This window comes from Peribacillus sp. Aquil_B1 (assembly GCF_022603275.1).
Lineage (GTDB): Bacteria > Bacillota > Bacilli > Bacillales > DSM-1321 > Peribacillus.
In genome coordinates, this window is sequence record NZ_JAKXEE010000002.1 from 711205 (window position 1) to 736404 (window position 25200).

The following is a 25200-nucleotide window of genomic DNA, read 5'->3' on the forward strand; positions in this document are numbered from 1 at the left end:
AGAAGGGGGATCTCCATGACTACACATTTAGATCAGGATATTCACGAATTGCATTATGATCAAATCAAACAAGTACTGGTCGACGAACCATACGCTTCTTTTCTAGGGATGAGATTGACGAAACTCGGTCCCGGCACAGCGGAAGCAGAATTGATTCCAAGTGACCACATGCTAAATAGCCACGGAACGGTTCACGGTGCCATTATCTTTTCACTTGCTGATTACGTGTTCGCCGCAGCCAGCAATTCATATGGCAAAATAGCGGTGGGCGTTTCAAACAACATCAACTTCTTATCAGCTGGCAAACGGGGCGAGACTTTAACTGCCAGAGCGAAAGAGATCAAGAAAAACCATAAACTGGCATGGTATAAAATAGACGTATTAAATGAAAGGGAATTGATTGCAACCATGGAAGCGATGGTATACAGAAAAAATCAATATTTCGTCGACCAAGTTGAATAAGTAACCTTTGAAACCGGACAAGCAATCCATTTGTCCGGTTTCTTTTCCCCTTGATATGCCCATAATGCATACGCAGAGCTTATAAAAAAGGGGATTCCCGATTTGGAATCCCCCTCATTCTTAAGCCTTCTACCTAGTTATTGACCGCCATGCTGGAGTCTATCGCTTTTAGCCACTCCCCACGCTTCCTTTCACTTATTACATCATTCTCATAAACTATTTTCCCTCTATTAATGGTAGCCGAGATTCGGCAAGGGAAGGTATGGCCCATATAAACGCTTTGCTTATGTTTCGCGAAGAAATTCGTTTCCGAAACTTCATGCGTACCATTAAGGGAAACGATGGCAAGGTCTGCATCCTTCCCTACCTTAATTTGTCCTTTTCTAGAGGAGAGACCGAACCTTTTTGCCGGGCCTGAAGCTGTCCACTCAGCAACTTTATGAAGCGGGATACCATGTAAAACAGCCAACTCTATCATCGACATCAACGAAAATTGCCCCCCGCTTATTCCGCCCCACGCTTCAAAAATATTATGTTTGGCAGGATCTTTCAGTTCAAAAGGGCATGGTGAGTGGTCGGAAGAAATCATATCGAATTTCCCTTCCATTAAACGGGTAATCAATCTTTCTTGTTCTTCTCTTTCCCTTAGTGGGGGTGCACATTTTGCAACCGCGCCTTTTTCTATTAAGTCATCCTGATTGAATAATAAATAATGCGGACACGTCTCTACCGTCACATCCAGCCCCTTTTGTTTGGCCGATTCAATTTTCTCGATGGCCAAACTACTGCTAATATGGACAAAGTGCAGCGGACAGCCCGTTAAATCTGCATATGTAATGGCACGTTCCACAGCCTCCGCTTCCGCTTGCACAGGTCTTGTAGCTGCATAATCATTCGCACTGAATAGTCCATCCTTCTCTTTTTCCCGCTTAAACCACTGAGTGATCGGATCACTTTCCGCATGAAGGGCCAAGACCTTTCCCAATTCCGCTATTTTCTTCATTCCATGTAAAAGGGTGAAATCATCTGCCCGCTCAAACTCCTCATTTCCCGTCGCTGAAAGAAAGGCTTTAAATCCGATGACTCCGGATTTAGCAAGATCCTCTAAATCATCGATATTTCCCGGGACCAGTCCTCCCCATAATCCAAAGTCTACAACCGACTTCATCTCACCGAGCTTGCCCTTTTCAAGGAGAGCCTTTCGATCAATCGTTGAAGGGATTCCATTCAATGGCATATCGAAATAGGTGGTACAGCCTCCCGCCGCCATCATTTGCGATCCTGTTTCAAAGCCTTCCCAATGAGCGCGGCCAGGTTCGCTAAAATGCACATGGACATCAATCATACCAGGAAAGATATGCTGGCCATCCGCTTCATACTCTTCATCACCTTTACCATCGAGGATATCCCCAATCTTAACAATCACCCCATCCTGGATGGCGAGATCAGCTTTCTTCACTTCATCAGGAAAAACTACATATCCATTGCGGATAATAAGATCATATATAGACACACGGACCACTCCCCCAAAATATTTTTATAATCAAAGAGATTCCCTTGATGCAAGTACTTCCTCCGTCTTTCCCACATACACATCCAGTGCAGCCTGCAAAGCCTCTCCCCGATTAACTTGGAACCCCTGGCGCAAAAGGACAGCTTCCAAGGAGGCCAAGACAAAGAGGATGTTTTCTTTCCTGCAACTGAATCCCATGGTCCCGATCCTCCAGATTTTCCCGTGAAGCGGACCAAATGAGGAAGCGATTTCGATACTAAATTCATTCAACAGCATGGATCTTACAGCTTCACCGTCAATTCCTTTGGGAATTTCGATGCAAGTTACACACGGAAGTTTGTTTTTCCCATCCCCGAATAACGTTAGCCCCATTGCCTTGATCCCTTCAACGAGAGCAGCTTCGTGGAGTTCATGACGGGCAAAACGCGTTTCCAGACCTTCTTCAAGTACAAGGCGCAACCCTTCACGTAACGCATAAATCATGGAAGTCGCTTCTGTATGGTGATTCAAGCGGCGCGGACCCCAATAATCCTGCAGCATGCTTAAATCAAAATAATTACTGGTAATCGGACGGCGAAGCGAAATCTTTTGGTTATCTTCATCCGTTGCAATACCACGTTCCACCTTTTTACGGGACTGGATGATTTCTTCTATTCTCTCATTATACGTAATTGGTGCCATACCTGAAGGAACGGACAAGCATTTTTGTGTCCCTCCTATCAACCCATCAATACACCATTCATCCACCTTAACATCGGTGCCCCCGATCGAGGCAACCGCATCCACCACAAGCAGGACACCCAATTCACGGCAGGCCAAACCTATTTCCTTCAAAGGCTGCATACAACCAGTGGAAGTTTCCCCATGAACGATTGCTGTTATTTTAGGGGAGACTTTCTTGATTTCCGCGATGACAGCTTGCGGATCGAACACTTCTCCCCAAGGACATTCCATTGTATGGACTTCAGCTCCGTATCGCTCACAGATTTCGACCAATAAATGACCGAATCTACCGAATATGGGAACCAGGACCTTATCTCCCGGCTCAATGATGCTGCATAGAATCGCTTCATTACCCGATCTTGAGGTGCCATCGATCGGGAATGCCCATTTATTTTTCGTTTGAAAAACCAAACGCAGCATTTCCATCACTTCATTCATGATTGTAGTGAATGCAGGATCGAATTGCCCTAATATCGGTGTACTCATCGCCCTTAAAACACGCGGATCCACTTCGACCGGTCCTGGTGTCATGATCGTTCTCATCGGTGCATTCAATTCTGAATATGCCATTTTCCCCAACTCCTTTAATAGGCTAATTTATATAGTATTTCACTTAAAACGTCGATTCCCTTTTCCATATCCGCAACACTCGTAAACTCCTTAGGCGAATGGCTGATCCCCCCCTTACTTGGAACGAACAGCAAGCAAGTCGGACAAAAAGAACCAAATACCTGTGCATCATGGCCGGCTCCGCTGACCATATCTTGGTATGGTATATTTTTATCTTCAGCTACCTTTCGGACCAGGCGATTCATTTCCCGATCCATCGCAACAGGTTTGACATCCATCCATTGCGAAACCTCCAGCTTCATTTCAGCTTTCCTTGCCAAGGAATCGAAAGTCGAAAAGATTTCCTTACAAAACCTTTCAAGAACCTCTTCCTTGTGATGCCTGATATCGAGACTGAGCTCCACTTCACCAGCAATGACATTCGGAACATTAGGTTTAACATCCATTCTGCCAACCGTCGCAACTAAACACGGGTCCATGCCCTTCGCTTTTTTCGTTAAAAAAGAAATGAATTCCGAAGCAAAACCGAGAGCATCCTTCCTGTATGACATGGGAGTGGTGCCCGCATGATCACTCTCACCCATGATTTTAACCGTATAACGGCGCTGCCCGACAATATGGCTGACGACCCCAATTGCATTCTCATTCTTTTCAAGCACCAGTCCCTGTTCTATATGAATTTCGACGAACCGTTCAATATCATCGCGGACCGGTGTTTTATAGGCATCAGGTTCAAACCCTGACTTTTTCATGGCTTCCAAAAAAGGAATTCCTTCTGTATCTTTTAAATCCCTGACATGCTCAAGACCATAGCTTCCTTTAATATTCCTTGACCCCCAAAACGTTAAGGGAAATCTGCTTCCTTCCTCCTCACAAAAGGAAACGACTTCAATCGTCTTTCGCGGCGCCCCATAGGCTTTATACAACCTCTTAACTGCCAGGAAACTAGCGACGACCCCATATGCGCCGTCATATTTCCCACCATCCTTGACCGTGTCTATATGAGAACCGGTCAGGATGGTTCCACTGGAGGGATCCGTTCCCTCAAGCCTGCCAAACAAGTTGCCTACACTATCAAAATATGTAATAAGGTTTTCTTTTTCCATCTCTGCTTTCATTGCCTGCTGAGCGCTCATCCATTCCTTGGAATATAATAACCGGGTCACCCCATTACTCTCCGTTGCCCCGAAAGATGCCAACCATTCTATCATCGACGCAACATCATCCTTTTCATCTATGAACTTTTCGATTTGAATGCCCATCACATCGCTTCCCTTCTCAATATCCATTCATGTTATGAATATTCACAAATTTATGTTATCTATTATTTTACTTGCTTTCGCATTTAACTTCATTGACAATTCTGTTAGTATTTTGGTGTTTTTTTGTGCAAAATAACCAACTGAAGGTAAACCAATAAAAGAAGAGAGTGCCCCTTAAACCGGACACCCTCTTTTTATCAACTTGTATAATTTGAGCCTAAGCCCAATTCCCTCAATAACTGACGATAAGCGATCGACGTCTTATCTGCCGCGATATGCGCTTCCGCTTGCAAATCGAGAGGCAGCTCCTCCGGCTTTTGATTTTCCACCATTTCCTTATCTTCATTGAAAATCTGCAAATTGAATTCATAAGTATCTTCAACCGGGGCATCTAAATCAAAGTTACGGGCCATCGGCGAAAACATTCTTGTCTTTCGTGCCGAAACCGGACTGGCACAGTTCAGGATGTGAAGTTTTCCATCCTCCGGGAAATGGACAGTAAGCCTGGCCGCCAGAGGTGGATAGATATCAAAAACACGCAGCCACTCAAAGTTGGCAGGTTCTAAATGCCGCATGCCTTTTCCGTAATTACTGACGGAACTTACGTATTCCACATGCAGGCCATACTCCGTTTTTTCCACCTTATAACTAGGAACGATAGGATTGTTACGATCAGCGAAGCTTTCCGAATGAACCCAAGCAAAGTGGGACACATCCAAAAAACCTTCCATCTGCCGACCGGCTGAACCGGCAATGTCTATGGACGGCGGCAGGATGTTCAAATATTCCTCATCATCCCAGGCCGGTAACTTCGGAATACCCTCTTTATCGCTCGCAATCGAAGTCCAAACCAAGCCGTAGCGCTCTATCGCGGGATAAATATTAATACAAAGACGCGGGGATATTTTAGCGTTGGGATGCGCAGGAATCCCCGTACAATTCCCTTCCGGACCATATCTAAAACCGTGGTATGGGCATACGATATCATCACCATCCACCCACCCCATGCTTAATGGCACACCACGATGCAGACAAAGGTCCCTCGCAACGATAATCTTCCCATTAACACGATAAAGGACAAGGTGCACATCCAGAAGTTTAATGCCTATCGGTTTTTCCGATACTTCCTCAACTGCAGCCACAGGAAACCAATATTGCGATAACACATCCCAGTCCCCTTTGCTGAATGTGCATTCTTTCGGAAACGGCGTTACTCTTTTTTTCTTACTGGAAGCAACTGTGCCTTCACTCATTTTATCGTCTCCCTATCCTCACGTTAATTTTTTATAAATATTAACAAAATTAAGATAATAAGTCACTAACGATGTTATAAAACCTAACATACAAATATTTTTTTATTTATCCACCAATCCAAACAATGTAATTTGTAGGATATGCCAAAGCGTTTGTATGATATGATAATGAAAATCCGAAAAGCACGTTAGCAACCGGAGGGATTCAGACTAATATCCGAAAATTGCACTAATTTAAAACCGATTCATTTCCCTGTATTTATACACTTACACTAAATACTCTAATTTTCCAAAATGAGGTGTTTCAGATGAAGGTAGCTGAACTTTTAACATTGCCAGCATTAACCGGCATGCATGTAATTGCCGGAGGAACAGGGATGGAACGGGAAGTCCAAACAGTCAATATGATGGACGCTCCCGATATCATCAACTTTTTAAAACCAAATGAATTCCTTGTAACGACGGCTTATCACATAAAGGACAAGCCGCATCTCTTGTCTTCACTCGTCGAAGCGATGGCAAGCCAAGGCTGCGCAGCCCTGGGAATAAAGACAAAGAGGTACCTAAAGGAAATACCTGAGGAGGCACTGGTTCTTGCCAGTGATTTATCCTTTCCAATCATTGAACTTCCGGCTGAATTGTCACTCGGGGAAATCATCAACCATACGTTACGGGGGATTTTGGATCAACGTGCAGCGGAATTGACTTTCGCCATGGAAACACATAAGCAATATACAAACTTAATCATGCGCGGCAAAGGGATTCAAAAGCTGCTTGATCATTTATCGGATTTGATTGGATACCCCATCTTATTAGTTGACCAGTACCTAAAACCGATATTCCAACCAATCTCAACTGCCGGAATTATTCCAATAATCAAAAAAATGAACGAAGAGGGATTCTCATTCCACAAAACCAAAACGTCTTTCTTTTCATTTTCGTCCCTTTCCAATAAACAGCCCTATACCATCTTCCCCATCTTTATGAATGAAGAAAAATTTGGTTATTTGACGATATCAGGTGAAATCAAGACTAGCGATAACCTCATAACATTGACGATCGAACAGGCAACTAATGTCATTTCTTTTGCCTTGATGAAAGAACACGCCCTTAAACAGCATGATCGGAATATCCGAAATGATTTCTTCCTTCATTTTCTCGATGGCAGTTTCTCCTCCCAAGAGGAAATTATAAATCGGGCAAAGGAGTTTTCCTTACACAATGAACAAACCTATATATGCGCAGTCGGAAAGATCGATGAATCCGATTCGGACATAAGTTACACCCAGCTGCAACGAAGGGCTGATTCGATATACGAGTTTTTGGAAGATGAACTTTTCCTATCACCCAATCCCATTCATCTCTTTACCAAAGGCAAGAAATGCATTCTTTTATATGAAGTGAATGAAGTCTCTGCCGACGTTCTCCAAACTGTCGAAAACTCGCTAAAATCATTGCAAAGGATAACAGCCAGCCAGTTCGGCTGCACGATTTCTTTCGGAGTGAGCCATTTGAGCCAGAGTTTTTTACGGACCAAGAACGCTTACAAAGAAGCGAACGACTCTCTTCTCGAAGGCGGTCTTTCGAAAAGGACCGAATACATCCAAATATTCCGAACGAAGGATATTATGGAATTATTGAGGATCATCCCCGAAGAAGACCTCATGAATTTTCACCATTATGCACTACAGGGATTTTCAAAGGTTATCACCGAGGAGGAGCAATCCTTATTACAGACATTATCCGTCTATCTCGAAACTCATTGTCAAATATCCGAAACTGCCAAAAGGTTATTCGTACACCGAAACACAGTTGTATACAGACTCGAGAAATGCGAGGAGCTGCTTGGCAAGAGCCTGAAAGATTCGGAGACCACACTCCAGATACGGCTTGCCCTTCGCATTAAATCCTTACTTAAAATATAAAACAAAAGCCTCCCATCACTTTATGCAAGTTGTCTATATCCACAACCAAAAATTGTCTAATCTAACTAATGACAATTTTCTGATTTTTTATTATGATGATATTAATCATAACAAAATCACGTGATATAAAATGACATGCTATTGTAGAAGGGAGTTTTTTTTTGAATGACAGAATTAACAAGTCCAAGGCCTTCTCGTTAGGTCTTCAGCACGTTCTTGCCATGTATGCCGGTGCCATATTGGTGCCGATCATCGTCGGCGGGGCATTGGGATTCACTTCTCAACAGTTAGCCTACCTTATTGCCATTGATCTATTGACCTGCGGGATCGCTACATTATTGCAATCTTGGAAAAATAAATACTTTGGCATTGGCCTCCCGATAGTTTTGGGAACTTCTTTCGTCGCAGTCACCCCCATGATATCCATCGGCAGCAATTATGGCATTTCCGCAATCTATGGATCAATCATCGCCGCTGGATTATTCATCATTTTTTTCTCCAACATATTTGGTAAACTGCTTAAATTATTCCCGCCTGTCGTGACCGGTACCGTTGTCATCATCATTGGATTATCCTTAGTGCCCACCGGCATAAAGAATATGGCTGGCGGTTCCGGCAGCAAAGACTTTGGCTCAGCCGAGAACTTGATGCTTTCTTTAGGAGTCCTCGCCGTTATTCTGTTAATCAATCGCTGCTTCACTGGATTCATTCGCTCCATTTCCGTTCTGATTGGCATCATAGCAGGAACGATCGCTTCAACGTTTTTTGGGAAGATGGACTTTTCCACCGTTGCCGAGGCTTCTTGGTTCCATATCCCCGCTCCTTTGTACTTCGGTACACCCAGCTTTGAAATAGCACCCATACTTACGATGATGTTGGTTGGCACAGTCATCCTTGTCGAATCCACTGGCGCATTCCTTGCTCTTGGAAAAATAACCGGCAGGGAATTGAGTGAAAAAGATATTGTCAAGGGCTACCGGGCAGAAGGCCTTGCCTTCACTTTAGGCGGGATTTTCAATGCCTTTCCTTATAGTACATTCGCCCAGAATGTAGGCCTCGTTCAATTATCCGGTGTAAAAAAAAGAACAATCACCATTGTAGCCGGCTTCATTTTAATCGGGCTTGGACTTGTACCGAAAATCGCAGCACTCGCTACCCTGATTCCTACTGCCGTTCTCGGGGGTGCTACCGTCGTCATGTTCGGAATGGTCGTTTCATCAGGAATTAAAATGTTGAATGACGTCGATTTCTCGGATAATGCTAATTTATTGGTCATTGCTTGTTCAGTCTCACTCGGACTGGGCGCCACCGTCGTTCCCGAGTTATTCTCAAGCCTTCCGGAAGCAATCCGTATCGTTGTCGGGGATGGAATCATCACAGGAAGCCTGACAGCCATCATCCTGAATGTAATCTTGACACCGCGAAGGAAAAAGGCGGCAGATAGTACCATCGCTGATGCAGATCAGTTCATGGCAAAAAGTATTTAAAAAGGAGGCCTTTAGAATGATTACTCTTAAGTCACTAAATGCACTAAGCGAAAAGGAGTTCACGAAGTTCCTTGGTGATACTTTCGAACATTCACCTTGGATTGCAGAAAAATCAGCAGCCAGTAGACCATTTTCATCCATAATCAACCTGCATCGATGCATGGTGGACATTGTAAGCAATTCGTCCAAGGAAGAAAAGTTAACATTAATCAGGAAGCACCCGAACCTAGGCGACAAAGTTGAAATGAGTGATGATTCGACTCTGGAACAGCATGGCGCCGGTTTAAAGGACCTTACTGCCGAAGAATATGAAAGTTTCATATCATTGAACCGGCAATATATGAATAAATTCCGCTTTCCATTTATCCTGGCTGTACGCGGCAAAGATAAAAATGACATATATCAATCGATGAAAACAAGGATTCACCATTCAGAAACAATAGAGTTCGATAAGGCACTATCTGAAATTCATAAAATTGCCCTATTTCGTTTACAGGATAAAATCAAAATCGAAGGAGAGAATTCAATGAAAAATAAATCAGCCGCACAAACACTAAGTTATGGAAAAGGAAATGTTTTTGCCTATAGGACCTATTCAAAGCCTTTAACCGGAATCCAACAAATACCAGAATCCACTTTTTCAGGCAGAGATCATATCATTTTTGGCACCAATGTAAAAGTTTCCGTTGGCGGCTCCTCTTTTCTTCCCTCCTTCACAGAAGGGGACAATTCCATGGTCGTAGCGACAGATTCGATGAAAAACTTCATCCAACGGCATTTAGCCACATTCAAAGGAGCAACATTAGAAGGTTTTGCTTCATATGTGTCAGAAGCCTTCCTTAACAAATATCCTCAAATCGATACGGTTAAATTGATTGCCGAGGATATCCCTTTCGAAGCTGTGACTGAAGCGACGGATCTTCAATTGAAACCGAGTGACCTTGTATTCAAAAAGTCCCGCAACGAACGGGCCCAGGCAGCCGTCGAAATCATCCGCGGGGAAAACGGCAGCGAAATCGTTCAGCAAAGCAGTTCCATCCTTGACCTCCAATTAATCAAAGTAAGCGGGAACTCTTTTGTCGGTTTTATCCGTGATGAATATACGACGCTTCCCGAAGATGGAAATCGTCCGCTTTTCATCTATTTGAATCTCCATTGGGTCTATGAGGATCAAAAAGATGCATTCGGCGTAGATCCTTCTAAATACGTGGCTGCTGAACAGGTGATCGATATTGCTACATCCGTTTTCCATGAAATGGAGACCCCTTCGATCCAAAATCTGATTTATGAAATCGGCTGCCGTATTTTAACCAGATTCCCTCAGCTTCTTGAAGTTACATTCGAATCCCAAAACCACACATGGGATACAGCCGTTTCCGAAATCCCTGAATCCAAAGGAAAAGTATATACAGAGCCGCGCCCGCCATATGGCTTTCAGGTCTTCACCGTTAAAAAAGAAAATCTCGAAAATAACAAAATCCTGGCTGCCGCTGAAGAAAATATCGGTTAAGGAGTATTTATGCCGGGTATAACAACACATATATTGGATTTAATGCATGGCCAGCCTGCCGAAAACGTGACGATTGAATTATACTTTTCCGAATCATCCACCGCTGACTGGCAGCTGCTCAAGTCAGCAGTCACAAATACAGACGGGAGGCTCGACGCCCCGCTGCTGAACGCAGAAAACACTAAAAGGGGAAACTACGAAATCATTTTTCATATCGGGGATTACTTCCGGAATAAGTCCATCGATCTTCCTGATCCGCCCTTTTTGGAACAGGTACCCGTCCGTTTCGGACTATCTTCCCCATCCTCTCATTACCATGTGCCACTGCTCGTTTCCCCATGGGGCTATCAAGTGTATAGGGGAAGTTAAAAGAAACTGCCGGAGAAGACCTTCTCCGGCAGTTTCTTTTTTGAATGATTACCACAACTGAAAAAGTAACAAACTATCATTGTTTACCAACACTATTTATAGCAGCAGTCATTTGACGTACTACATAACAAAGATTTTGATTTTCAGGATATATGTGTCAATCTGGTTCAAGAGTTGCCGTGGCAACCCCAAAAGCATTACACATGGTCGATGAAATGGCTAACAGCCTCATTTCAATAATTCCTGAGCAATTGGGTTCGTCTTTTGCTCTCATTACAGCAATTACAAGTCTTCCTCTAACATACGTAATGGCAAATGATCCTTATAATTTTGGAGTAGTGCCTATTATCGCTAAAACTGCCGCGGCATACGGAGTGGATCCGGTTGAAATTGCACGGGCTTCTGTGCTTGGGCAGCCGATACATGCGATGAGTCCGTTAATTGCTTCGACTCATTTATGGGTTGGGATGGCAAAGGTGGATTTTGGTACGCATCAAAAATTCATTTTAAAATGGGCAGTGGGGACATCTGTAGTCATGATTATTATTGCTTTACTTACCGGAGCTATTTCTTTATAGAAGACTTTGAAATACAAAGAGTTCTTTATACTAAACGTAAGAAAATACTTTGGTTTGTAAAAATAATTGCTTGATATAAATTATTGTTTAGTTGGGTCGAGGGAAGAGCATGAAAAAATTCAAATAAAGGGGAAGGGCAATGTAGGAATTTCAGAAAACCTTTCAATAATATACAATACAAACACACCTCTCTATCAACTTATATGACGTAATTTCATTATATTAATAAAAAAGGCTAAATTAATAATTCCAATTTTTCATATCAATCTATATAAAATTTGAATGGTTATTACAATTCTGTACCAGCATAAGACGTGTATCTATATAAAATGACCGCTTAAAACACATGAAAAAACCCCACCTGTTCCCATAGCGACTGGTGGGGTTTCTAACTGGCTTCTACATCTACATCAACCGGGAGGTCCATCTTGTGCAATCACGTCCTTTCGTTTAAACGGCTAATTTACTGTATTCATCCAACTGATCTTTAGTTAAATTTTTGATGAAATGGTCGATGTTTATCGACTCGATTTCATATCTTTCACAAATCTTCAAATAACTTTCATAAGCTTTATCATAAATGTTCATCATCTAGAATCCTCCTTCTGTTATATAACAATAAATTTAACTTAATAATAATATATAACACACTTATTTCCCCGTCAATGTATTTTTCTGAAAATTCAATAAGGTTTTCATTCTTTTAGTATTTCCCATATTGTTCTTCGCTAACCGTTTCACTTAGAAAAAAGCAGTACGTAGGTGTTAAATACCTCTTCTTACTACTAATTAAGGGAATAGCCTAAGCTTTTATCACTTCTTCTTTAAATAACCTGCTTTTTTTGCTCCAAAAAAAAGAAGCTGCTGATCAGCTTCTGGTAATGAATTTCAATCATGGATTCACCTAAACATTAAACACTATAAATGTTTCCACTTTTCGCCAAATAATGTTAGCTAATTATATGCTTAACTATTATATCTTGAGCAAATAAAAATATAAGCCAACCTATTATTCCTAGACCAATTGAAACAAATAAGTGAAAGGAATGTCTTAGTGCTATCCCTATAATCAATAACATCACAACTGTTGCCGGTATACCCCAAGCCACACCTAAAGCAAATTTACTTAATGTTTCCTTATGCTCACCCTGTATATATAGCCAAAAGATACTTAAAACGCTAACTATTGGTAAAGCTGCAATTATTCCGCCTTGTTGAGGATACCTTCGTGATATTTCTGTAATAATGCCAATTATTATGGCTGAAACAATAATTTTAACGGTTGTGAACATCTTCCGCCCTCTCCTTTAATAAGGTAAATGCTTCTAAGATCAGATTCCTTTCCTCATTACTCATTTTTTCAAATAGAAGTTGTTTAAGCTTTTCTTCATCCAGACTGGAATGACGGTGCAATACGTCGCCTCCCAAGTCAGTAAGCTTTAGAATTACCTTTCGCTCATCCTTGATGCTGCGGGTTTTAAATACATACTTTTTTTCTAATAACCGTTTAATATGCTCTGAGGCTGTGTTGTGAGACACATGAATTGTTTTAGCAATTTCTTTTATGCCTACTTCATTTTCTTTTTGAATAACTTGCAAAATCCTTATGCTTTGGTGAGTAATTTTTTCTTGGTGTTTATAACGTAATTGATAGTAAATATCCGTCCATAATTGATTTAACTGTCCGATTTCTTTTAACATATTATCCCTCACTATATCGTATTTTACGAATATATCTTATAATACGATATAAATGAATGATAAGCAACTTCTTCAACTACCTGCCCCGGTCTTTAGCTAAAGCACCTGTTAATACAAAAAGCTTTTTTAAATGAGCAAATATTAAGAGTGTGTAAATTAATTGTTGGTATTAGAAACTAAATATTTCTAACTAGTATACTTCAATATAGATAATCGATTTTAGTTCTTGGATGTTCGAGAATATGGATAAAAAGATACTTTATATCCCTTTTTTCACACAATGGAACCTGACGGACTTTTAATAAATGGGGAACGAAACGTCGTTGGGAAAATGAAATTATATATTCGACCACTGAAAAAGGAAATATTTATGGAAGGCAGAAAGAAAGCTTAAGAACTTAAATAATAGGAGGAATACTTTAGTGGATCAAGATCAAAACAAAACAAATAGAAGTTTCAAGTCACTAATTGAAATACTATTCGTTTCAACAAGGCTTGGTTTAACATCGTTTGGTGGCCCAATTGCACATTTAGGTTACTTTCATGATGAGTATGTTAGACGAAGAAAATGGATGGATGAAAAAAGCTATGCTGATTTAGTTGCTTTGTGTCAATTCTTGCCTGGTCCAGCTAGCAGTCAGGTTGGAATTGGAGTCGGAGTTATGCGGGGAGGTTTCATCGGTGGAATTTTAGCTTTTCTTGGCTTTACACTACCTTCGGTGATAGCGTTAGTACTATTAGCATTATTTCTCAAAGGAATGGACGTTTCAAATGCAGGCTGGATCCACGGATTAAAAATAGTGGCCGTAGCCGTAGTTGCACACGCCATTTTGGGGATGTCAAAAAATTTAACTCCAGATATAAAAAGAAAGGCGATTGCATTAATAGCCTTGGTCGGGACCTTGATTTGGCAGACTGCCTATGTGCAAGTTGGTATTATTATACTGGCCGCATTGATTGGTTTCCTAATTTATAAACAACACGACGAAAGTTATGAATCTACTATTCATTTTCCAATTTCTCGTGGTTTCGGATTTGTTAGTTTAGCTTTATTTTTCGGATTACTGTTTCTACTTCCAATTTTACGGGAAGTTACTTCATCAAATTGGATTGCTCTGTTTGATAGCTTTTATCGGTCCGGTTCTTTAGTGTTTGGTGGTGGACATGTAGTCTTGCCATTGCTTGAACGTGAATTTGTCCCTACTGGCTGGCTAGACCAAGAGGCATTTCTTGCTGGATATGGTGCAACACAAGCTGTACCAGGTCCATTATTTACGTTTGCAGCATACATAGGTGCCGTGATAAATGGATGGCAAGGTGGCTTATTAGCAACGATTGCTATTTTCTTACCTGCATTTCTTCTTATTTTAGGGACATTGCCATTTTGGAACACATTACGCCGCAATTCTAAAGTAAAAGGGGCGTTAATGGGAGTAAATGCAGCAGTTGTAGGCATCTTGATTGCGGCTTTTTATAATCCCATTTGGACCAGCTCCATCTTAACTCCTATAGACTTTGCTTTTGCTGCCATCTTATTCAGCATGCTTGTGTATTGGAAATTGCCGCCTTGGTTTATAGTGATAATCGGTGCTATTGGTGGCTCCCTTATGACGTTAAATGGATAAAATTGCTCGTATAAAAAAACCTTTAAGGCTTAGTTTCCGTTAACAAAATAGGAATAGCAGGTAGTCGCACCTGCTATTCCTTTTAATGTTTAACTGAACAGCGCTTTGCTTGTTCCCTTTTTTGAAGGGGATGGGGTTGGCAGTATTTCTTTTTGTAATATAGGGCCGTATGTATCGACACGGCGGTCTCTGAAGAATTGCAGAATTCTTCTAGTCTCTTCTATTTCTTTTAAATCAATTTCTTGTACAATAATTCCTTCTTCATCATCAAGTGAAGCTAGAATATTCCCGAATGTATCGCTAATGAATGAACCGCCATAAAAATTCATGTCCTTTTCCTGGCCCACTCGATTTGTCGCAGCAACGAATACACCATTAGAAATACCATGAGCGGAAATTGCCTTTTCCCAGGATGATCTTGTTGATATTTCGGGATGATCAGGCTCTGAACCAATAGCAGAAGGATAGAATAATATTTCTGCACCTTGCAAGCTCAAAATTCGGGCCACTTCTGGATACCACTCGTCCCAACAAATCCCAACACCTATTTTTCCATAAGCCGTTTCATAGACAGGATACCCAGTATTGCCTGGAACGAAGTAATATTTTTCATGATACTGGGGACCATCCGGAATATGATTTTTTCTTGTAATTCCTAAACATTCTCCATCAGCATCAAATACAGCTGCACTATTAAAATAAATTCCAGCACCTGCTCTTTCGTAAAAAGGGACAATCAAGACAATGGCTAATTCCTTTGCTAATTCACCCATTTCGACTAATGTACCGCTATCTACATCTTCAGCTAAATCATAATTTTTCACACTAACCGTTTGCGGAAAATATTGCGAAGAAAATAACTCCTGTAAGCAAACGATTTGTGCACCTTTCTTTACTGTTTCTTTTATTTTCTCAATCGTTTTTTGGATATTTTGCTCAATGAATTCTCCGCAATGAATTTGAATAAGACCGACTTTTACTTTTGACATTTTCTCACTACCTGCCTTTTGATATTTTTTATCTTATACCTTTTGGACCACCTGGTTTTCATATACGATCTTTCCATCCATAATCGTCAACTTCACTTCTGTTTCAAGAATTTCCTCTGTTGATATGCTGAATAAATTTTTATTTAATACTGCGATATCCGCTATCTTCCCTGCTTCCAATGTGCCTAAGTCTTTATCTCTGAAAGACCCGAATGCCGGTGTAGCCGTATAATATTTTAACGCTTGAGCTAATGTTATTCCTTCCGACTCTTGCCACGCCTTCCCGGTTAAATCTTTTCTGGTGATTGCCTGATAAATACCCATCATGGGATTTAGGGGCACTACAGGAAAATCTGTACCAAAGGCAATTTTAGCACCAGTATCCACTAGTGTTTTGATAGGATAATAGAGAGGGTGTTGTTTTTCACTGATTCTAGCTGTATATGCCTCACTTTCCATTAATTCGATATGTTTAGGTTGAAATGAAGCGATTACATCTAATTCCTTAAAGCGGCGAACATCGTCTGGATGCAATACCTCCACATGTTCTATGACATGTCTAGCATCTCTTTGCCCATTTACGTTTCTCGCTTCTTCAAATGCATCCAATGCTAAGCGGACAGCACCGTTACCAATGGCATGGAAACGAATTTGAAATTTTTCCTTATCTGCCTTTTTTACTAATTGTTTAATTGTTTCAGCTGGATAAGTGGTTCCGCCTTTTGTTTCAGGGCGGTCTTTGTAATGATCCAATAAAAAAGCAGTATGACTTGTCACAACACCATCTATAAATTGTTTTAATCCAGAAAAGGTGAGCTTGTCTGACTGATAATTTTTTTGTAATTCCTTTGCGGCAGCTAAATCCATTTTTAACTCCGGCGAAAAGTGAATTCTAGTAGTTAGTAGCCCTTCTCTCTCAAATTCTTTAAAAATTTCAAGATCGTCTAATGGATTTGGCGCAATTTTAGCTCCGTATAAATCATTAACGGATGTGATTCCCAATCTTTTTGTTTCATTAAGAAAACCTTGGAATAGGCTTACACGTTTTTCTTTCGGTAATTTGTATGCATGTTCCGATGCATACCCAATTGCCTGTTCAAATAGAAGGCCTGTCAGTTCCCCATTTTCATCTTTTCCAATTTCTCCATATTCCGGATCTGGTGTATTCTTCGTTAATTGAATCATTTCCATTGCTTTACTATTGATCCATGCGTAATGCACTTCTGCATTGAATAATAAAACAGGGCGATCACTAATGTATTTATCTAGTGTTGTTTTATGCGGCAGCACTTTGTTCTTCCAATTGGTATGATCCCAGCCAACACCAAATATCCACTCATCATTTGGTCTCGTTTCTGCAAATTCGCCTACTATTTTGGCTGCATCTTCTTCTGAAGCAGCTTCAAATAATTTGGCACTATCCTTCTGTAAAATGCTTCCCATCATAATATGCATATGAAAATCGTGAAACCCCGGAATAATTAGTCCGTCTTCCATGTCATACACTTTTGTTTGATTTCCAAGGAATGACATTACATCTTCTTTAGAACCGATTTTAATCATTTTATTATCTTTAATGGCGATAGCTGCTTTAATTGGCTCATCTTGTAACCCAGTGAAAACATGTTGACCAGAAAGAATGATGTCTGCAATTACCATTTTTACCCTCCTTGATGAATATAACTTTTATACCTGAATTTCTTTTTCAATCGCACTATCGATAGAAAGCTCCGGCGGCCGCTTACTAAACATTTTCGTATTTGAAAGCAGCATGATGAAACCAATTCCAAACCATCCCAATCCGAGTAAAAGTGCCTTTGAATCAAGACTGGTCCATAACCAAATTGTGAAACCAGTACCAATCAGCGGCAATATTAGGTATTTTAGTGTGTTCATTCCCTTTCGCTGTTTTTCTCTAATAAAATAATGGGAAATAACTGAAAGATTAACAAAGGTAAAGGCAACAAGTGCCCCAAAGTTAATAAAGGATGATGCTGTCACTAAATCAACAAATAAAGCAGATAAAGCAAAAATACCCACTAAGATGATGTTGTGTGTTGGAGTTTGAAATTTTGGATGAATGTGACCAAATATTTTCTTTGGTAGAACTCCATCTCTCCCCATCGCATACAAAAGTCGCGAAACACTTGCATGAGCTGATAAACCAGATGCCAGCCCCCCGGTAATATATCCTGCTAGAAAAATAGATTGAAATAAATTACCCCCTATGTACATGGCAATTTCCAAGGAAGCGGAATCTGGATCTTTAAAAGCTTGGAAATTTGGGTAAACAAGGTGACTGATGTATGAGATGGTGACAAACAGACCTCCCCCTATTAACGCGACGAGGAAAATGGCTTTTGGTATTATTTTTTTCGGATTAATGGTCTCCTCTGAAAATGTGGTAACAGCATCAAATCCTAAAAAAGATAAACATAAAACAGAAGATCCTGCTAAAACTAAAGATAGTGGTATATCTCCATTCACAAATGGAGAACTCATGAGTAATGTTCCTGAACCCATTCCGTTAAGTAACCCTTTAATAGAAAGGAATGTAAATATAACGATTATTAAAAATTGACAGGCAACTAATAAAACATTTATTTTTGTTGCTATTTTCACTCCAATAATATTTACAGTGGTGATTAAAATGACAAAGGCAATTAACCAGAAGGAAAAAGGAACGGATGGAAAATATGCGTTTAAGTAAATAGCGATCAGTAATCCATTGATCATTGGCAAGAATAAATAGTCCAATAGGATAACCCAGCCCACTAAGAACCCAAGGTGAGGATTAAGAGCCTTTTGAGTAAATGTATATGCAGAACCGGCAACAGGGTAGGCCTTAACCATTTGACCATAGCTATAGGCTGTAAACAACATACCAGCCAAAGCTATGATATAGGCAGCAGGTACCATCCCTTTCGTTATTTCCGCAACAACCCCATAAGTTGAAAAAACTGTTGTAGGTGCCATATAAGCCAATCCAAATAGCACTAAAGGAAATACTGTTAACGAACGTCTTAATTTTGCATTCTCCATGTATCACTCCACCCTTATTCGTGATTAATTAACATTAATTAACTAATATGCAAATACCATACCAAGTGGGGATTAATAGCATTTTGCCAACAATTGCAATATACAGATTATTTAATGAATTAATGGGCTTATGCAATTCTACATCAATTATTTAATATTGCATAATTAGTCGTCAGTGACAGAAGTTAATACCAGCTCGACCACTTCTTGAATTCCCCTTTTATTCCATAAGAAAAAGAGCTGCCAAAGCAACTCCTTTGAAAGAGTAAATTAACAATAGTCGAAAATATTTATAGGTTTATAATAAGTTTCTTTAAGAACAGTTTCGCTCTTAAGCTAACGCACCCCTTATTTACGTGCATTTATCTGTACATATAAAGATTTAAGTGTTTGTGCTATCTTGTTTCAATCGCCATACGCAAGTTTGAGATGACTCCAAGAAGCAATATTAACGAACAAATCATTTTTTCAAAAGCTGTTCCAAATAATTGCAGTATAAAACCAAATGACCAAAGCACAACAAAAAACCAACATATCACAGTTATTCCTTTATATAATATATTTCTGCCGACAAACAGGGTGAAAAAAACTCCAAATATAGAAATAATGGTATTCATAATAGAAATTGGTAGCTGAGTAGCCAGAGATTCAGACCGTCCGCCATTAACCCATGTCAATGGAATAACGCCTTTAATAATAAGAACATGGATTAAGATAGTCAAAGAGTAAAAGCTAATCCCCATAAATATAGCTGTTTTCATATCAATTTTTCTAAATCTTTCTAACATACAATCACCTCATTTCTCCCAGTTATCCTATTATTTAATTTAATGATGTTTATTCATTTATCTACTGTCGTATGACACATTACCCCTTTGCTCAAAAACCCTCCGAATATTTATTCTTCCTTTAATGATAGGAAGATTTCGGGTGATGTATCAAATATCATCTTTACTACAATCATTAACGAATCAAGGTAAAATTAAAAAAGCATGAGCCCGGTAGATTACCGGGTTCATGCCCTCAAGGCTGCCTAAGTAAATAAAGTGTCTAACTTTTTGGGTTCACTTACTTATGCAAGTCCTTGTATTTTCCCCTTCAGTCTTTCAATGAAGTGTGAAAAATATTGTGGGGATACTTCTGTTGGATATAGCGTATTAGTGCAGTGACAACCTGCGGACCGGATTCTACGAGTCTACCTTGTTCAAATGCAGTGAAGTTATCACCGCCTGAAGCTAAATAATTACTAACCGCTACTTCATACTCGTTGCTTGCCTGAATCTCTTGACCCTTCATGTCTTTCAGCCCATCAATGCGATTGCCAATTGGAGCATCGGGGTCCCAATTATACGTTAAACCAACCGTTTGCAACCTATTTTCATAATTTTTCGCCCACTGCTGTTCTAAAGCAAGTTTTATTTGGTCTCCTGTTAAGATTAACTTACTGATACTATGACCCATAGGCAAGCCTGTATAAAGGTCTTCTACAGTGATCTCCCCTTTTTTTAAACTTTTCCGCATTTCGCCTTGATGGACAAAAGCTATATCTACCCCCATGGCTTCCCGCTCAGAATCTGCAATCATTTTCGCTAATGGAGATTCACCGTTTGCATCTTGATTTCGCTTGATTTCTTCAGGCATTTGTCCTATTACCTGATTAAAGCGGCTCCCCAATCTTTTTCTGTATTTATTTAGAAGAGCAACCGTTTCTTTATCTGGTTTTATTTGATGATGTGCCGTGACAATAATCTTTGCTTGTTTCTTAACGACATTTTTAGTATGTGGGTCAATTTCAAGTTTTACTTGAGAAAAAGCTTTCCCATTGGAATACGCTTGAACGATCAGTTTACCGGCTGCAACGGTATTGGCATATTCATGGCTGTGACCGGCAAAAATGACATCGACCTCATCATCGATTTTTGGAGCCATCTCCACTAAAGCTCCACTGGAATTTGCTCCTGCCTTATCTGATTTAGCTGAATCATGTGCCAGTACAACCATTACTTTAATCCCTTTTTCCTTTAAAATCTTAACGGTTCGGTTAATAGCTGAAACCTCATCCGTAATTTCTACTTCTTTTCGATTTTCAGGTGCCACATACAGGTTGGTCTCTTTGGTTAACACCCCGATGAATCCAATATTAATTCCGTCAATTTGTTTAATAACATACGGTGGTAACAAGGGAGTACCCGACTTTCTATCGATTATATTTGCAGAACTGTAAGAAGTATTGGCACCTTGAAAATAACCTGTTTTTTTATTGAATCCTCCATAAATAAGACGTTTCATTTCATTTACGCCTTGGTCCAATTCATGATTTCCAGGTGTCCCGACATCAAAGTGCAGGAGGTTTAAAAATTCAATCGTGGGTTCGTCTTTAAATTGAGAAGAGATTGGAGGACTTCCTCCAACCATATCACCTGCATGAACAAGTAATGTATTTGGGTTTTCTTGTTTATATTTTTTTAAATGGGCAGACAGGTATTCAGCCCCACCTGCCATGGTTCCTGAAACCATTTGATATTTATTTAGTTGGCCGTGAAAATCATTAACGCCTAACAAATGTACTTCAATATAGCGGTTGGATGTGGAATGATTAGATGAGAATGCCGGGATTTTATAAGCTACGAAAATGATGATAAATACCAAGATGAACAAAAAAGATATGGCCTGAAATTTTGACAATTTTCGATCCCTCCCTCTAGATGTAAATTAAGAATAACTCTTGAATTTTATATCCGTATAAAGGGACCGTGATTTTTTGTTATATTTCATATAATAATTGTTAAGTTAACACAGTACATGCATATCTTTTTAAAATACTCATTCGGCTTAACATTTAGAAATCGGATAGCAATAAATACAGTTTTATTTAAACAGGCTCCAATTTTTCTACCCATTAATCCGATAATACTTGAATTTACCCTCACCCATAAAAATTTCACTTATTTTAGTTCAACTAACGCACTCCTTTAGTTAGATTCCCCGGCCTTATTTGGTACTAATGGACGGCTCTAATCATATTCTTATAAAAAGAAAACAATAAGAAGGGGTGCATAGTCAGTTGATAAAAGTTAAGGTTGGTTTACGGCCCATTGTAAGTAAAATAAATTTACCTACTGTTTTGAAAACAACCATACTTCCAGGTGACTCAATTGAAAGATTATTTATTGCAACCCAGGTAGGAGAGATCTTTTACATAGGAAACGGAGATATAAGGACTTTTTTAGATATTCGCACGCGAATCCTGAAACTAGGTGCTTCTGGTGGCGGATATGATGAACGGGGATTGCTAGGGCTAGCGTTTCACCCCGAATTTTATTATAACGGTCTGTTTTATCTTCATTATTCAGTAGCTGGAACACAAGGACCAGGTGCTCTTCCTGAATCTTTTAAGCCTGATCCGTGTGATCCAAAGACTTTAAACCTAAGGTGGATAAATAGAGAAACACAATATGATCATATTGATACAATTGAAGAATGGATTTTACAATCGAATGGTCAACCCCAAAAACGACGGACATTACTTAACTTAAGAAGACCATTTTCCAATCATAATGGGGTCAATAGTTTAAACTTTTCACCTGAAACAGGAAAACTTGTTTTAACAACCGGAGATGGTGGATCAGGCTTTGATCCATTTAACTTAAGCCAGGATGATCTAGAAATCGCCGGTAAAATAATTGAAATGGATGTAGGTAAGAATATGTACGCCAATGATCCACCCATTGTCACACGTTTCAATGAACTTCCCACAACCATTCAGGAATCGCTCATGGTAATGGCCAAAGGGGTCCGCAATATATCAGGCATTTCATTTCAAAGGTTTTATAATCAGTATATTAAATATGCGGGAAATGTCGGCCAGAATTTGGTCGAGTCGATTTTTTCATTCGTTCATTATAAACCAATGCCGGTTACTCAGCTCATTCAAGCTTCTTTCATGAATTCTGAACCTGACAAAGAAGGATTTATTAACTTTGGCTGGCGAGGTTGGGAAGGTGCTTTTCCTGCTTCGGTTATAAAAGGCTGCACTGAAAATCAGAATTCGGATGAAAAAACAATTGCTTATTACAATGAAGCAGTATCACTTTCAGGGAGTCGTCTTCAGCCTTTAACTAGTTATTTTCATAAAGATAACAGACCCGATAAGTTTGGAGGAACTGCACTTACAGGAGTGCAAGCATATATGGGGAAAAGCATCCCTGGTTTAACAGGAAGCGTTGTATTTACCGATCTTGCCCTGAAAGAATCTCAACCACAGGTTAGAGGGGCTCTGGCTTATACCACCGTTAGACCAAATGGTGAACAAAATGATTTTAGTGTGATACAAACCGATTATGATTTTGGGTCTCAATCCGCTTATTATGTTAATTTGGGAACGAATCTGGATCAAAGCAGATTATATTTAGGGGTTTATGGCTCCATGAAAGTGACTGATTTCAACCAGGGTACTGTTTTTGAAATTGTTCCATGAATCATAACTATAAAATTCTTGATCATTCGAAATTAAAAGCAAGTGATGGAGAATCACTGAATTATAATCCTTTTTAATCTTTTAAAAAGGATTAAAGCAATTTCAACCCATAACCAGCTATAAATGAAAGCAAATATAAAGCCCGTCATAAGAAATGAAATGGAAATAGAGACGCCTGGACCTAAAACCGGAAAGTGAAAAATAAGTATTAGACTCATAATCCCTAACATTAAAAGAATGGCACCAGCAGCGATAATACTTAATCTCTTCCTAAAGAAGTAAAAAGATGCCCCTATGCCAACTCCTAACAATCCTGTTGTAAAAGGAAATACAATCAGTTCAGCTGGCTGCAGGATGAATAACAACATAATTGTCAGAAGGTAGGTCATCACTCCATATGGAATGGAAAACATGGAACATAACAAAATAGGTGCAGTGGCTAGCGGACTTATAAAATATCCTATACCTGGTAAAAAGCCCGCAGCAGCCTGTAGAATAGCAGCAATACAGGCTAAAATAGACCCTAAAATGAGCTTCATCGTTTTTTTACGTTTATTGAATACTATTTGAGATAAACGAACCTCATCAGAAATGGGTTTAAAAAAATACACCTTTCCACCTCCTTTTAAATGGTTTTTACGTTACGATACATTATATTACCATTTATTAGAGGTGGAACCATTATTAATGATCCAAGCATCAAGATCCTGTGTAATGAATAATAGCTTAATAAAAAATCTCTCTAAAACTTAATCACCTATTAAAAAAACAAGGCCTTATTGGCCCTGCTTCTTATTTGACCATTACTTTTCCAACCATTCCTTCCTGGAAATGGTACCGACATATCAGTTCATATGTACCGGGCTGTTTCGGTTGCACGGTAATGGTTTTTTCTTCACCTGGCTGGACCTCAGCGTCAATTCCGAGCTTTTCCACTGTGAAGGTGTGTTCTTTTGTACCTTTGTTTTTCAATATCACCATTGTGGCTGTTCCATTCGGAATAGTGATGACATCCGGATTAAAGGAATCGTCGTTCAACTCGACCTCAATCGATTTCATCGTAGGCTGAGCTACAACACCGGATTCGGCATATACGCCGAATGAGCCTAGAGTTGTCACAACTACAAACATAGCAAGCACAACGACTAATCCTATTACCTGCTTTTTCACAGACATTCGCAATCCCTCCTTCCCTATCACTATTTTTTCTAATTCATGAAATATTATTACTATTAATTTGGTTGCAAAGGAGCTGCTAGCTCAATAACCATCATTTATACAAGATATCATCTCTCAGTGTAGCAACTTTAGTTAAAGCTGTATCTATGTCAGCTTCATTCACTCCAAAGTGAGCTAGTGCATCATTAAGGTGCTTTACAATGGCATTGAAATGGTCTGGCTGCAAATTCAATCCTTGGTGAGCTTTTGCCATGGATTGTCCAGAATATTGTTTTGGACCGCCTAATGCAAAACTAATGAACTTTGTTTGATGACGGCGTTGCTTTTCCATATCCGTCTTTTCAAAAAAATGATTAACTGTCTCATCCTTAAGAACCAATTCGGAGTAAAAATAGTCCACAACTTTTGCTATCGCTTCTTCTCCGCCGACTTTTTCATAAAGTGTTTGTTCCATATATGCACTCCTAACTTGTAATTAATAGAAGTATTCTCTGTAGAAAATTTGTTTTTATTCCTTGTCTTTCAATTTAATTCC

At 39.7% G+C, this 25200-nt stretch carries 22 protein-coding genes and 1 pseudogene; 8 read left to right on the top strand and 15 right to left on the bottom strand.

Going from position 1 to position 25200, the window contains the following annotated elements:
* Window positions 1-15 precede the first annotated feature (15 nt).
* Entirely contained in the window at window positions 16-462 is a 447-nt protein-coding gene (locus MPH60_RS17230; protein WP_241593626.1) for a PaaI family thioesterase, read from the top strand.
* Window positions 463-595: 133 nt separating this feature from the next.
* Here the strand turns inward: MPH60_RS17230 and MPH60_RS17235 are convergent, their stop codons facing one another.
* From MPH60_RS17235 to MPH60_RS17250, 4 genes are all read right to left on the bottom strand, one after another.
* A complete protein-coding gene (locus MPH60_RS17235; protein ID WP_241593625.1) occupies window positions 596-1975 on the bottom strand; it encodes an allantoinase in 1380 nt (459 codons plus the stop codon).
* 30 nt (window positions 1976-2005) lie between these two features.
* Window positions 2006-3268, bottom strand: coding sequence for a pyridoxal-phosphate-dependent aminotransferase family protein (locus MPH60_RS17240; protein ID WP_241593624.1), 1263 nt, complete (start codon window positions 3266-3268; stop codon window positions 2006-2008).
* Between the two features lie 14 nt (window positions 3269-3282).
* On the bottom strand, window positions 3283-4530 hold the full coding sequence (gene allC / locus MPH60_RS17245) for an allantoate deiminase (protein WP_241593623.1): 1248 nt from the start codon (window positions 4528-4530) through the stop codon (window positions 3283-3285).
* Between the two features lie 197 nt (window positions 4531-4727).
* Entirely contained in the window at window positions 4728-5783 is a 1056-nt protein-coding gene (locus MPH60_RS17250; protein WP_241593622.1) for a Rieske 2Fe-2S domain-containing protein, read from the bottom strand.
* Between the two features lie 308 nt (window positions 5784-6091).
* Between MPH60_RS17250 and MPH60_RS17255 the strand changes: the two genes are divergently transcribed.
* The 5 genes and pseudogenes from MPH60_RS17255 to MPH60_RS17275 all read left to right on the top strand — a co-directional run.
* Window positions 6092-7708, top strand: a complete 1617-nt coding sequence (locus tag MPH60_RS17255; RefSeq protein ID WP_241593621.1) for a PucR family transcriptional regulator — start codon at window positions 6092-6094, stop codon at window positions 7706-7708.
* Window positions 7709-7869: 161 nt separating this feature from the next.
* Window positions 7870-9195, top strand: coding sequence for a nucleobase:cation symporter-2 family protein (locus tag MPH60_RS17260; protein ID WP_272492836.1), 1326 nt, complete (start codon window positions 7870-7872; stop codon window positions 9193-9195).
* A 16-nt stretch (window positions 9196-9211) separates the two neighbouring features.
* The gene (gene pucL, locus MPH60_RS17265) at window positions 9212-10705 is read left to right on the top strand and encodes a factor-independent urate hydroxylase (RefSeq protein WP_241593620.1); all 1494 of its coding nucleotides are present in this window, start codon (window positions 9212-9214) and stop codon (window positions 10703-10705) included.
* A 9-nt stretch (window positions 10706-10714) separates the two neighbouring features.
* A complete protein-coding gene (gene uraH / locus MPH60_RS17270) occupies window positions 10715-11074 on the top strand; it encodes a hydroxyisourate hydrolase (protein ID WP_241593619.1) in 360 nt (119 codons plus the stop codon).
* 203 nt (window positions 11075-11277) lie between these two features.
* A pseudogene (locus tag MPH60_RS17275) lies at window positions 11278-11652 on the top strand (citrate transporter); the annotation flags it as partial.
* 450 nt (window positions 11653-12102) lie between these two features.
* On the opposite strand, the gene MPH60_RS17280 reads toward MPH60_RS17275, so the two are convergent.
* The 3 genes from MPH60_RS17280 to MPH60_RS17290 form a co-directional block, all read right to left on the bottom strand.
* Window positions 12103-12243: a hypothetical protein gene (locus MPH60_RS17280; RefSeq protein ID WP_153246179.1), complete on the bottom strand. Its 141-nt coding sequence runs from the start codon at window positions 12241-12243 to the stop codon at window positions 12103-12105.
* 359 nt (window positions 12244-12602) lie between these two features.
* The gene (locus tag MPH60_RS17285; protein WP_241593618.1) at window positions 12603-12944 is read right to left on the bottom strand and encodes a DUF3147 family protein; all 342 of its coding nucleotides are present in this window, start codon (window positions 12942-12944) and stop codon (window positions 12603-12605) included.
* On the bottom strand, window positions 12928-13353 hold the full coding sequence (locus tag MPH60_RS17290) for a MarR family winged helix-turn-helix transcriptional regulator (protein WP_241593617.1): 426 nt from the start codon (window positions 13351-13353) through the stop codon (window positions 12928-12930). The genes MPH60_RS17285 and MPH60_RS17290 overlap by 17 nt, the downstream gene beginning before the upstream one ends.
* A gap of 422 nt (window positions 13354-13775) precedes the next feature.
* Here MPH60_RS17290 and MPH60_RS17295 point away from each other — a divergent pair, with 422 nt between their 5' ends.
* A complete protein-coding gene (locus MPH60_RS17295) occupies window positions 13776-14978 on the top strand; it encodes a chromate transporter (RefSeq protein ID WP_241593616.1) in 1203 nt (400 codons plus the stop codon).
* An 89-nt stretch (window positions 14979-15067) separates the two neighbouring features.
* Here MPH60_RS17295 and MPH60_RS17300 read toward each other — a convergent pair whose 3' ends face one another.
* From MPH60_RS17300 to MPH60_RS17320, 5 genes are all read right to left on the bottom strand, one after another.
* Complete coding sequence (locus tag MPH60_RS17300) at window positions 15068-15967, bottom strand: carbon-nitrogen hydrolase (RefSeq protein WP_241593615.1); 900 nt, start codon at window positions 15965-15967, stop codon at window positions 15068-15070.
* A gap of 33 nt (window positions 15968-16000) precedes the next feature.
* Window positions 16001-17626 (bottom strand): amidohydrolase, encoded by a 1626-nt coding sequence (locus MPH60_RS17305; RefSeq protein ID WP_241593614.1) that lies wholly within the window; start codon window positions 17624-17626, stop codon window positions 16001-16003.
* Window positions 17627-17653: 27 nt separating this feature from the next.
* Entirely contained in the window at window positions 17654-19009 is a 1356-nt protein-coding gene (locus tag MPH60_RS17310) for an APC family permease (RefSeq protein ID WP_241593613.1), read from the bottom strand.
* A 395-nt stretch (window positions 19010-19404) separates the two neighbouring features.
* On the bottom strand, window positions 19405-19797 hold the full coding sequence (locus MPH60_RS17315; protein ID WP_241593612.1) for a hypothetical protein: 393 nt from the start codon (window positions 19795-19797) through the stop codon (window positions 19405-19407).
* A 310-nt stretch (window positions 19798-20107) separates the two neighbouring features.
* A complete protein-coding gene (locus MPH60_RS17320) occupies window positions 20108-21694 on the bottom strand; it encodes a bifunctional metallophosphatase/5'-nucleotidase (RefSeq protein ID WP_241593611.1) in 1587 nt (528 codons plus the stop codon).
* Window positions 21695-22073: 379 nt separating this feature from the next.
* On the opposite strand from MPH60_RS17320, the gene MPH60_RS17325 reads away from it, so the two are divergent.
* A complete protein-coding gene (locus MPH60_RS17325; protein WP_241593610.1) occupies window positions 22074-23486 on the top strand; it encodes a PQQ-dependent sugar dehydrogenase in 1413 nt (470 codons plus the stop codon).
* A gap of 53 nt (window positions 23487-23539) precedes the next feature.
* On the opposite strand, the gene MPH60_RS17330 is transcribed toward MPH60_RS17325, so the two are convergent.
* The 3 genes from MPH60_RS17330 to MPH60_RS17340 all read right to left on the bottom strand — a co-directional run bounded on the left by MPH60_RS17330 (window position 23540) and on the right by MPH60_RS17340 (window position 25119).
* The gene (locus MPH60_RS17330; RefSeq protein ID WP_241593609.1) at window positions 23540-24097 is read right to left on the bottom strand and encodes a hypothetical protein; all 558 of its coding nucleotides are present in this window, start codon (window positions 24095-24097) and stop codon (window positions 23540-23542) included.
* 181 nt (window positions 24098-24278) lie between these two features.
* Window positions 24279-24662 carry a cupredoxin domain-containing protein gene (locus MPH60_RS17335; protein WP_241593608.1) on the bottom strand — a complete coding sequence of 128 codons (384 nt, stop codon included), beginning with the start codon at window positions 24660-24662 and terminating at the stop codon, window positions 24279-24281.
* Between the two features lie 94 nt (window positions 24663-24756).
* Window positions 24757-25119, bottom strand: a complete 363-nt coding sequence (locus MPH60_RS17340) for a group I truncated hemoglobin (RefSeq protein WP_241593607.1) — start codon at window positions 25117-25119, stop codon at window positions 24757-24759.
* Window positions 25120-25200: the final 81 nt, after the last annotated feature.

Excerpts from the sequence above, each read along its gene's own strand:
- MPH60_RS17230 (WP_241593626.1), top strand. The coding sequence starts at position 16 with ATGACTACACATTTAGATCAGGATATTCACGAATTGCATTATGATCAA.
- MPH60_RS17240 (WP_241593624.1), bottom strand. The coding sequence starts at position 3,268 with ATGGCATATTCAGAATTGAATGCACCGATGAGAACGATCATGACACCA.
- allC (WP_241593623.1), bottom strand. The coding sequence starts at position 4,530 with ATGGGCATTCAAATCGAAAAGTTCATAGATGAAAAGGATGATGTTGCG.
- MPH60_RS17250 (WP_241593622.1), bottom strand. The coding sequence starts at position 5,783 with ATGAGTGAAGGCACAGTTGCTTCCAGTAAGAAAAAAAGAGTAACGCCG.
- MPH60_RS17255 (WP_241593621.1), top strand. The coding sequence starts at position 6,092 with ATGAAGGTAGCTGAACTTTTAACATTGCCAGCATTAACCGGCATGCAT.
- pucL (WP_241593620.1), top strand. The coding sequence starts at position 9,212 with ATGATTACTCTTAAGTCACTAAATGCACTAAGCGAAAAGGAGTTCACG.
- uraH (WP_241593619.1), top strand. The coding sequence starts at position 10,715 with ATGCCGGGTATAACAACACATATATTGGATTTAATGCATGGCCAGCCT.
- MPH60_RS17280 (WP_153246179.1), bottom strand. The coding sequence starts at position 12,243 with ATGATGAACATTTATGATAAAGCTTATGAAAGTTATTTGAAGATTTGT.
- MPH60_RS17285 (WP_241593618.1), bottom strand. The coding sequence starts at position 12,944 with ATGTTCACAACCGTTAAAATTATTGTTTCAGCCATAATAATTGGCATT.
- MPH60_RS17290 (WP_241593617.1), bottom strand. The coding sequence starts at position 13,353 with ATGTTAAAAGAAATCGGACAGTTAAATCAATTATGGACGGATATTTAC.
- MPH60_RS17300 (WP_241593615.1), bottom strand. The coding sequence starts at position 15,967 with ATGTCAAAAGTAAAAGTCGGTCTTATTCAAATTCATTGCGGAGAATTC.
- MPH60_RS17305 (WP_241593614.1), bottom strand. The coding sequence starts at position 17,626 with ATGGTAATTGCAGACATCATTCTTTCTGGTCAACATGTTTTCACTGGG.
- MPH60_RS17310 (WP_241593613.1), bottom strand. The coding sequence starts at position 19,009 with ATGGAGAATGCAAAATTAAGACGTTCGTTAACAGTATTTCCTTTAGTG.
- MPH60_RS17315 (WP_241593612.1), bottom strand. The coding sequence starts at position 19,797 with ATGTTAGAAAGATTTAGAAAAATTGATATGAAAACAGCTATATTTATG.
- MPH60_RS17335 (WP_241593608.1), bottom strand. The coding sequence starts at position 24,662 with ATGTCTGTGAAAAAGCAGGTAATAGGATTAGTCGTTGTGCTTGCTATG.
- MPH60_RS17340 (WP_241593607.1), bottom strand. The coding sequence starts at position 25,119 with ATGGAACAAACACTTTATGAAAAAGTCGGCGGAGAAGAAGCGATAGCA.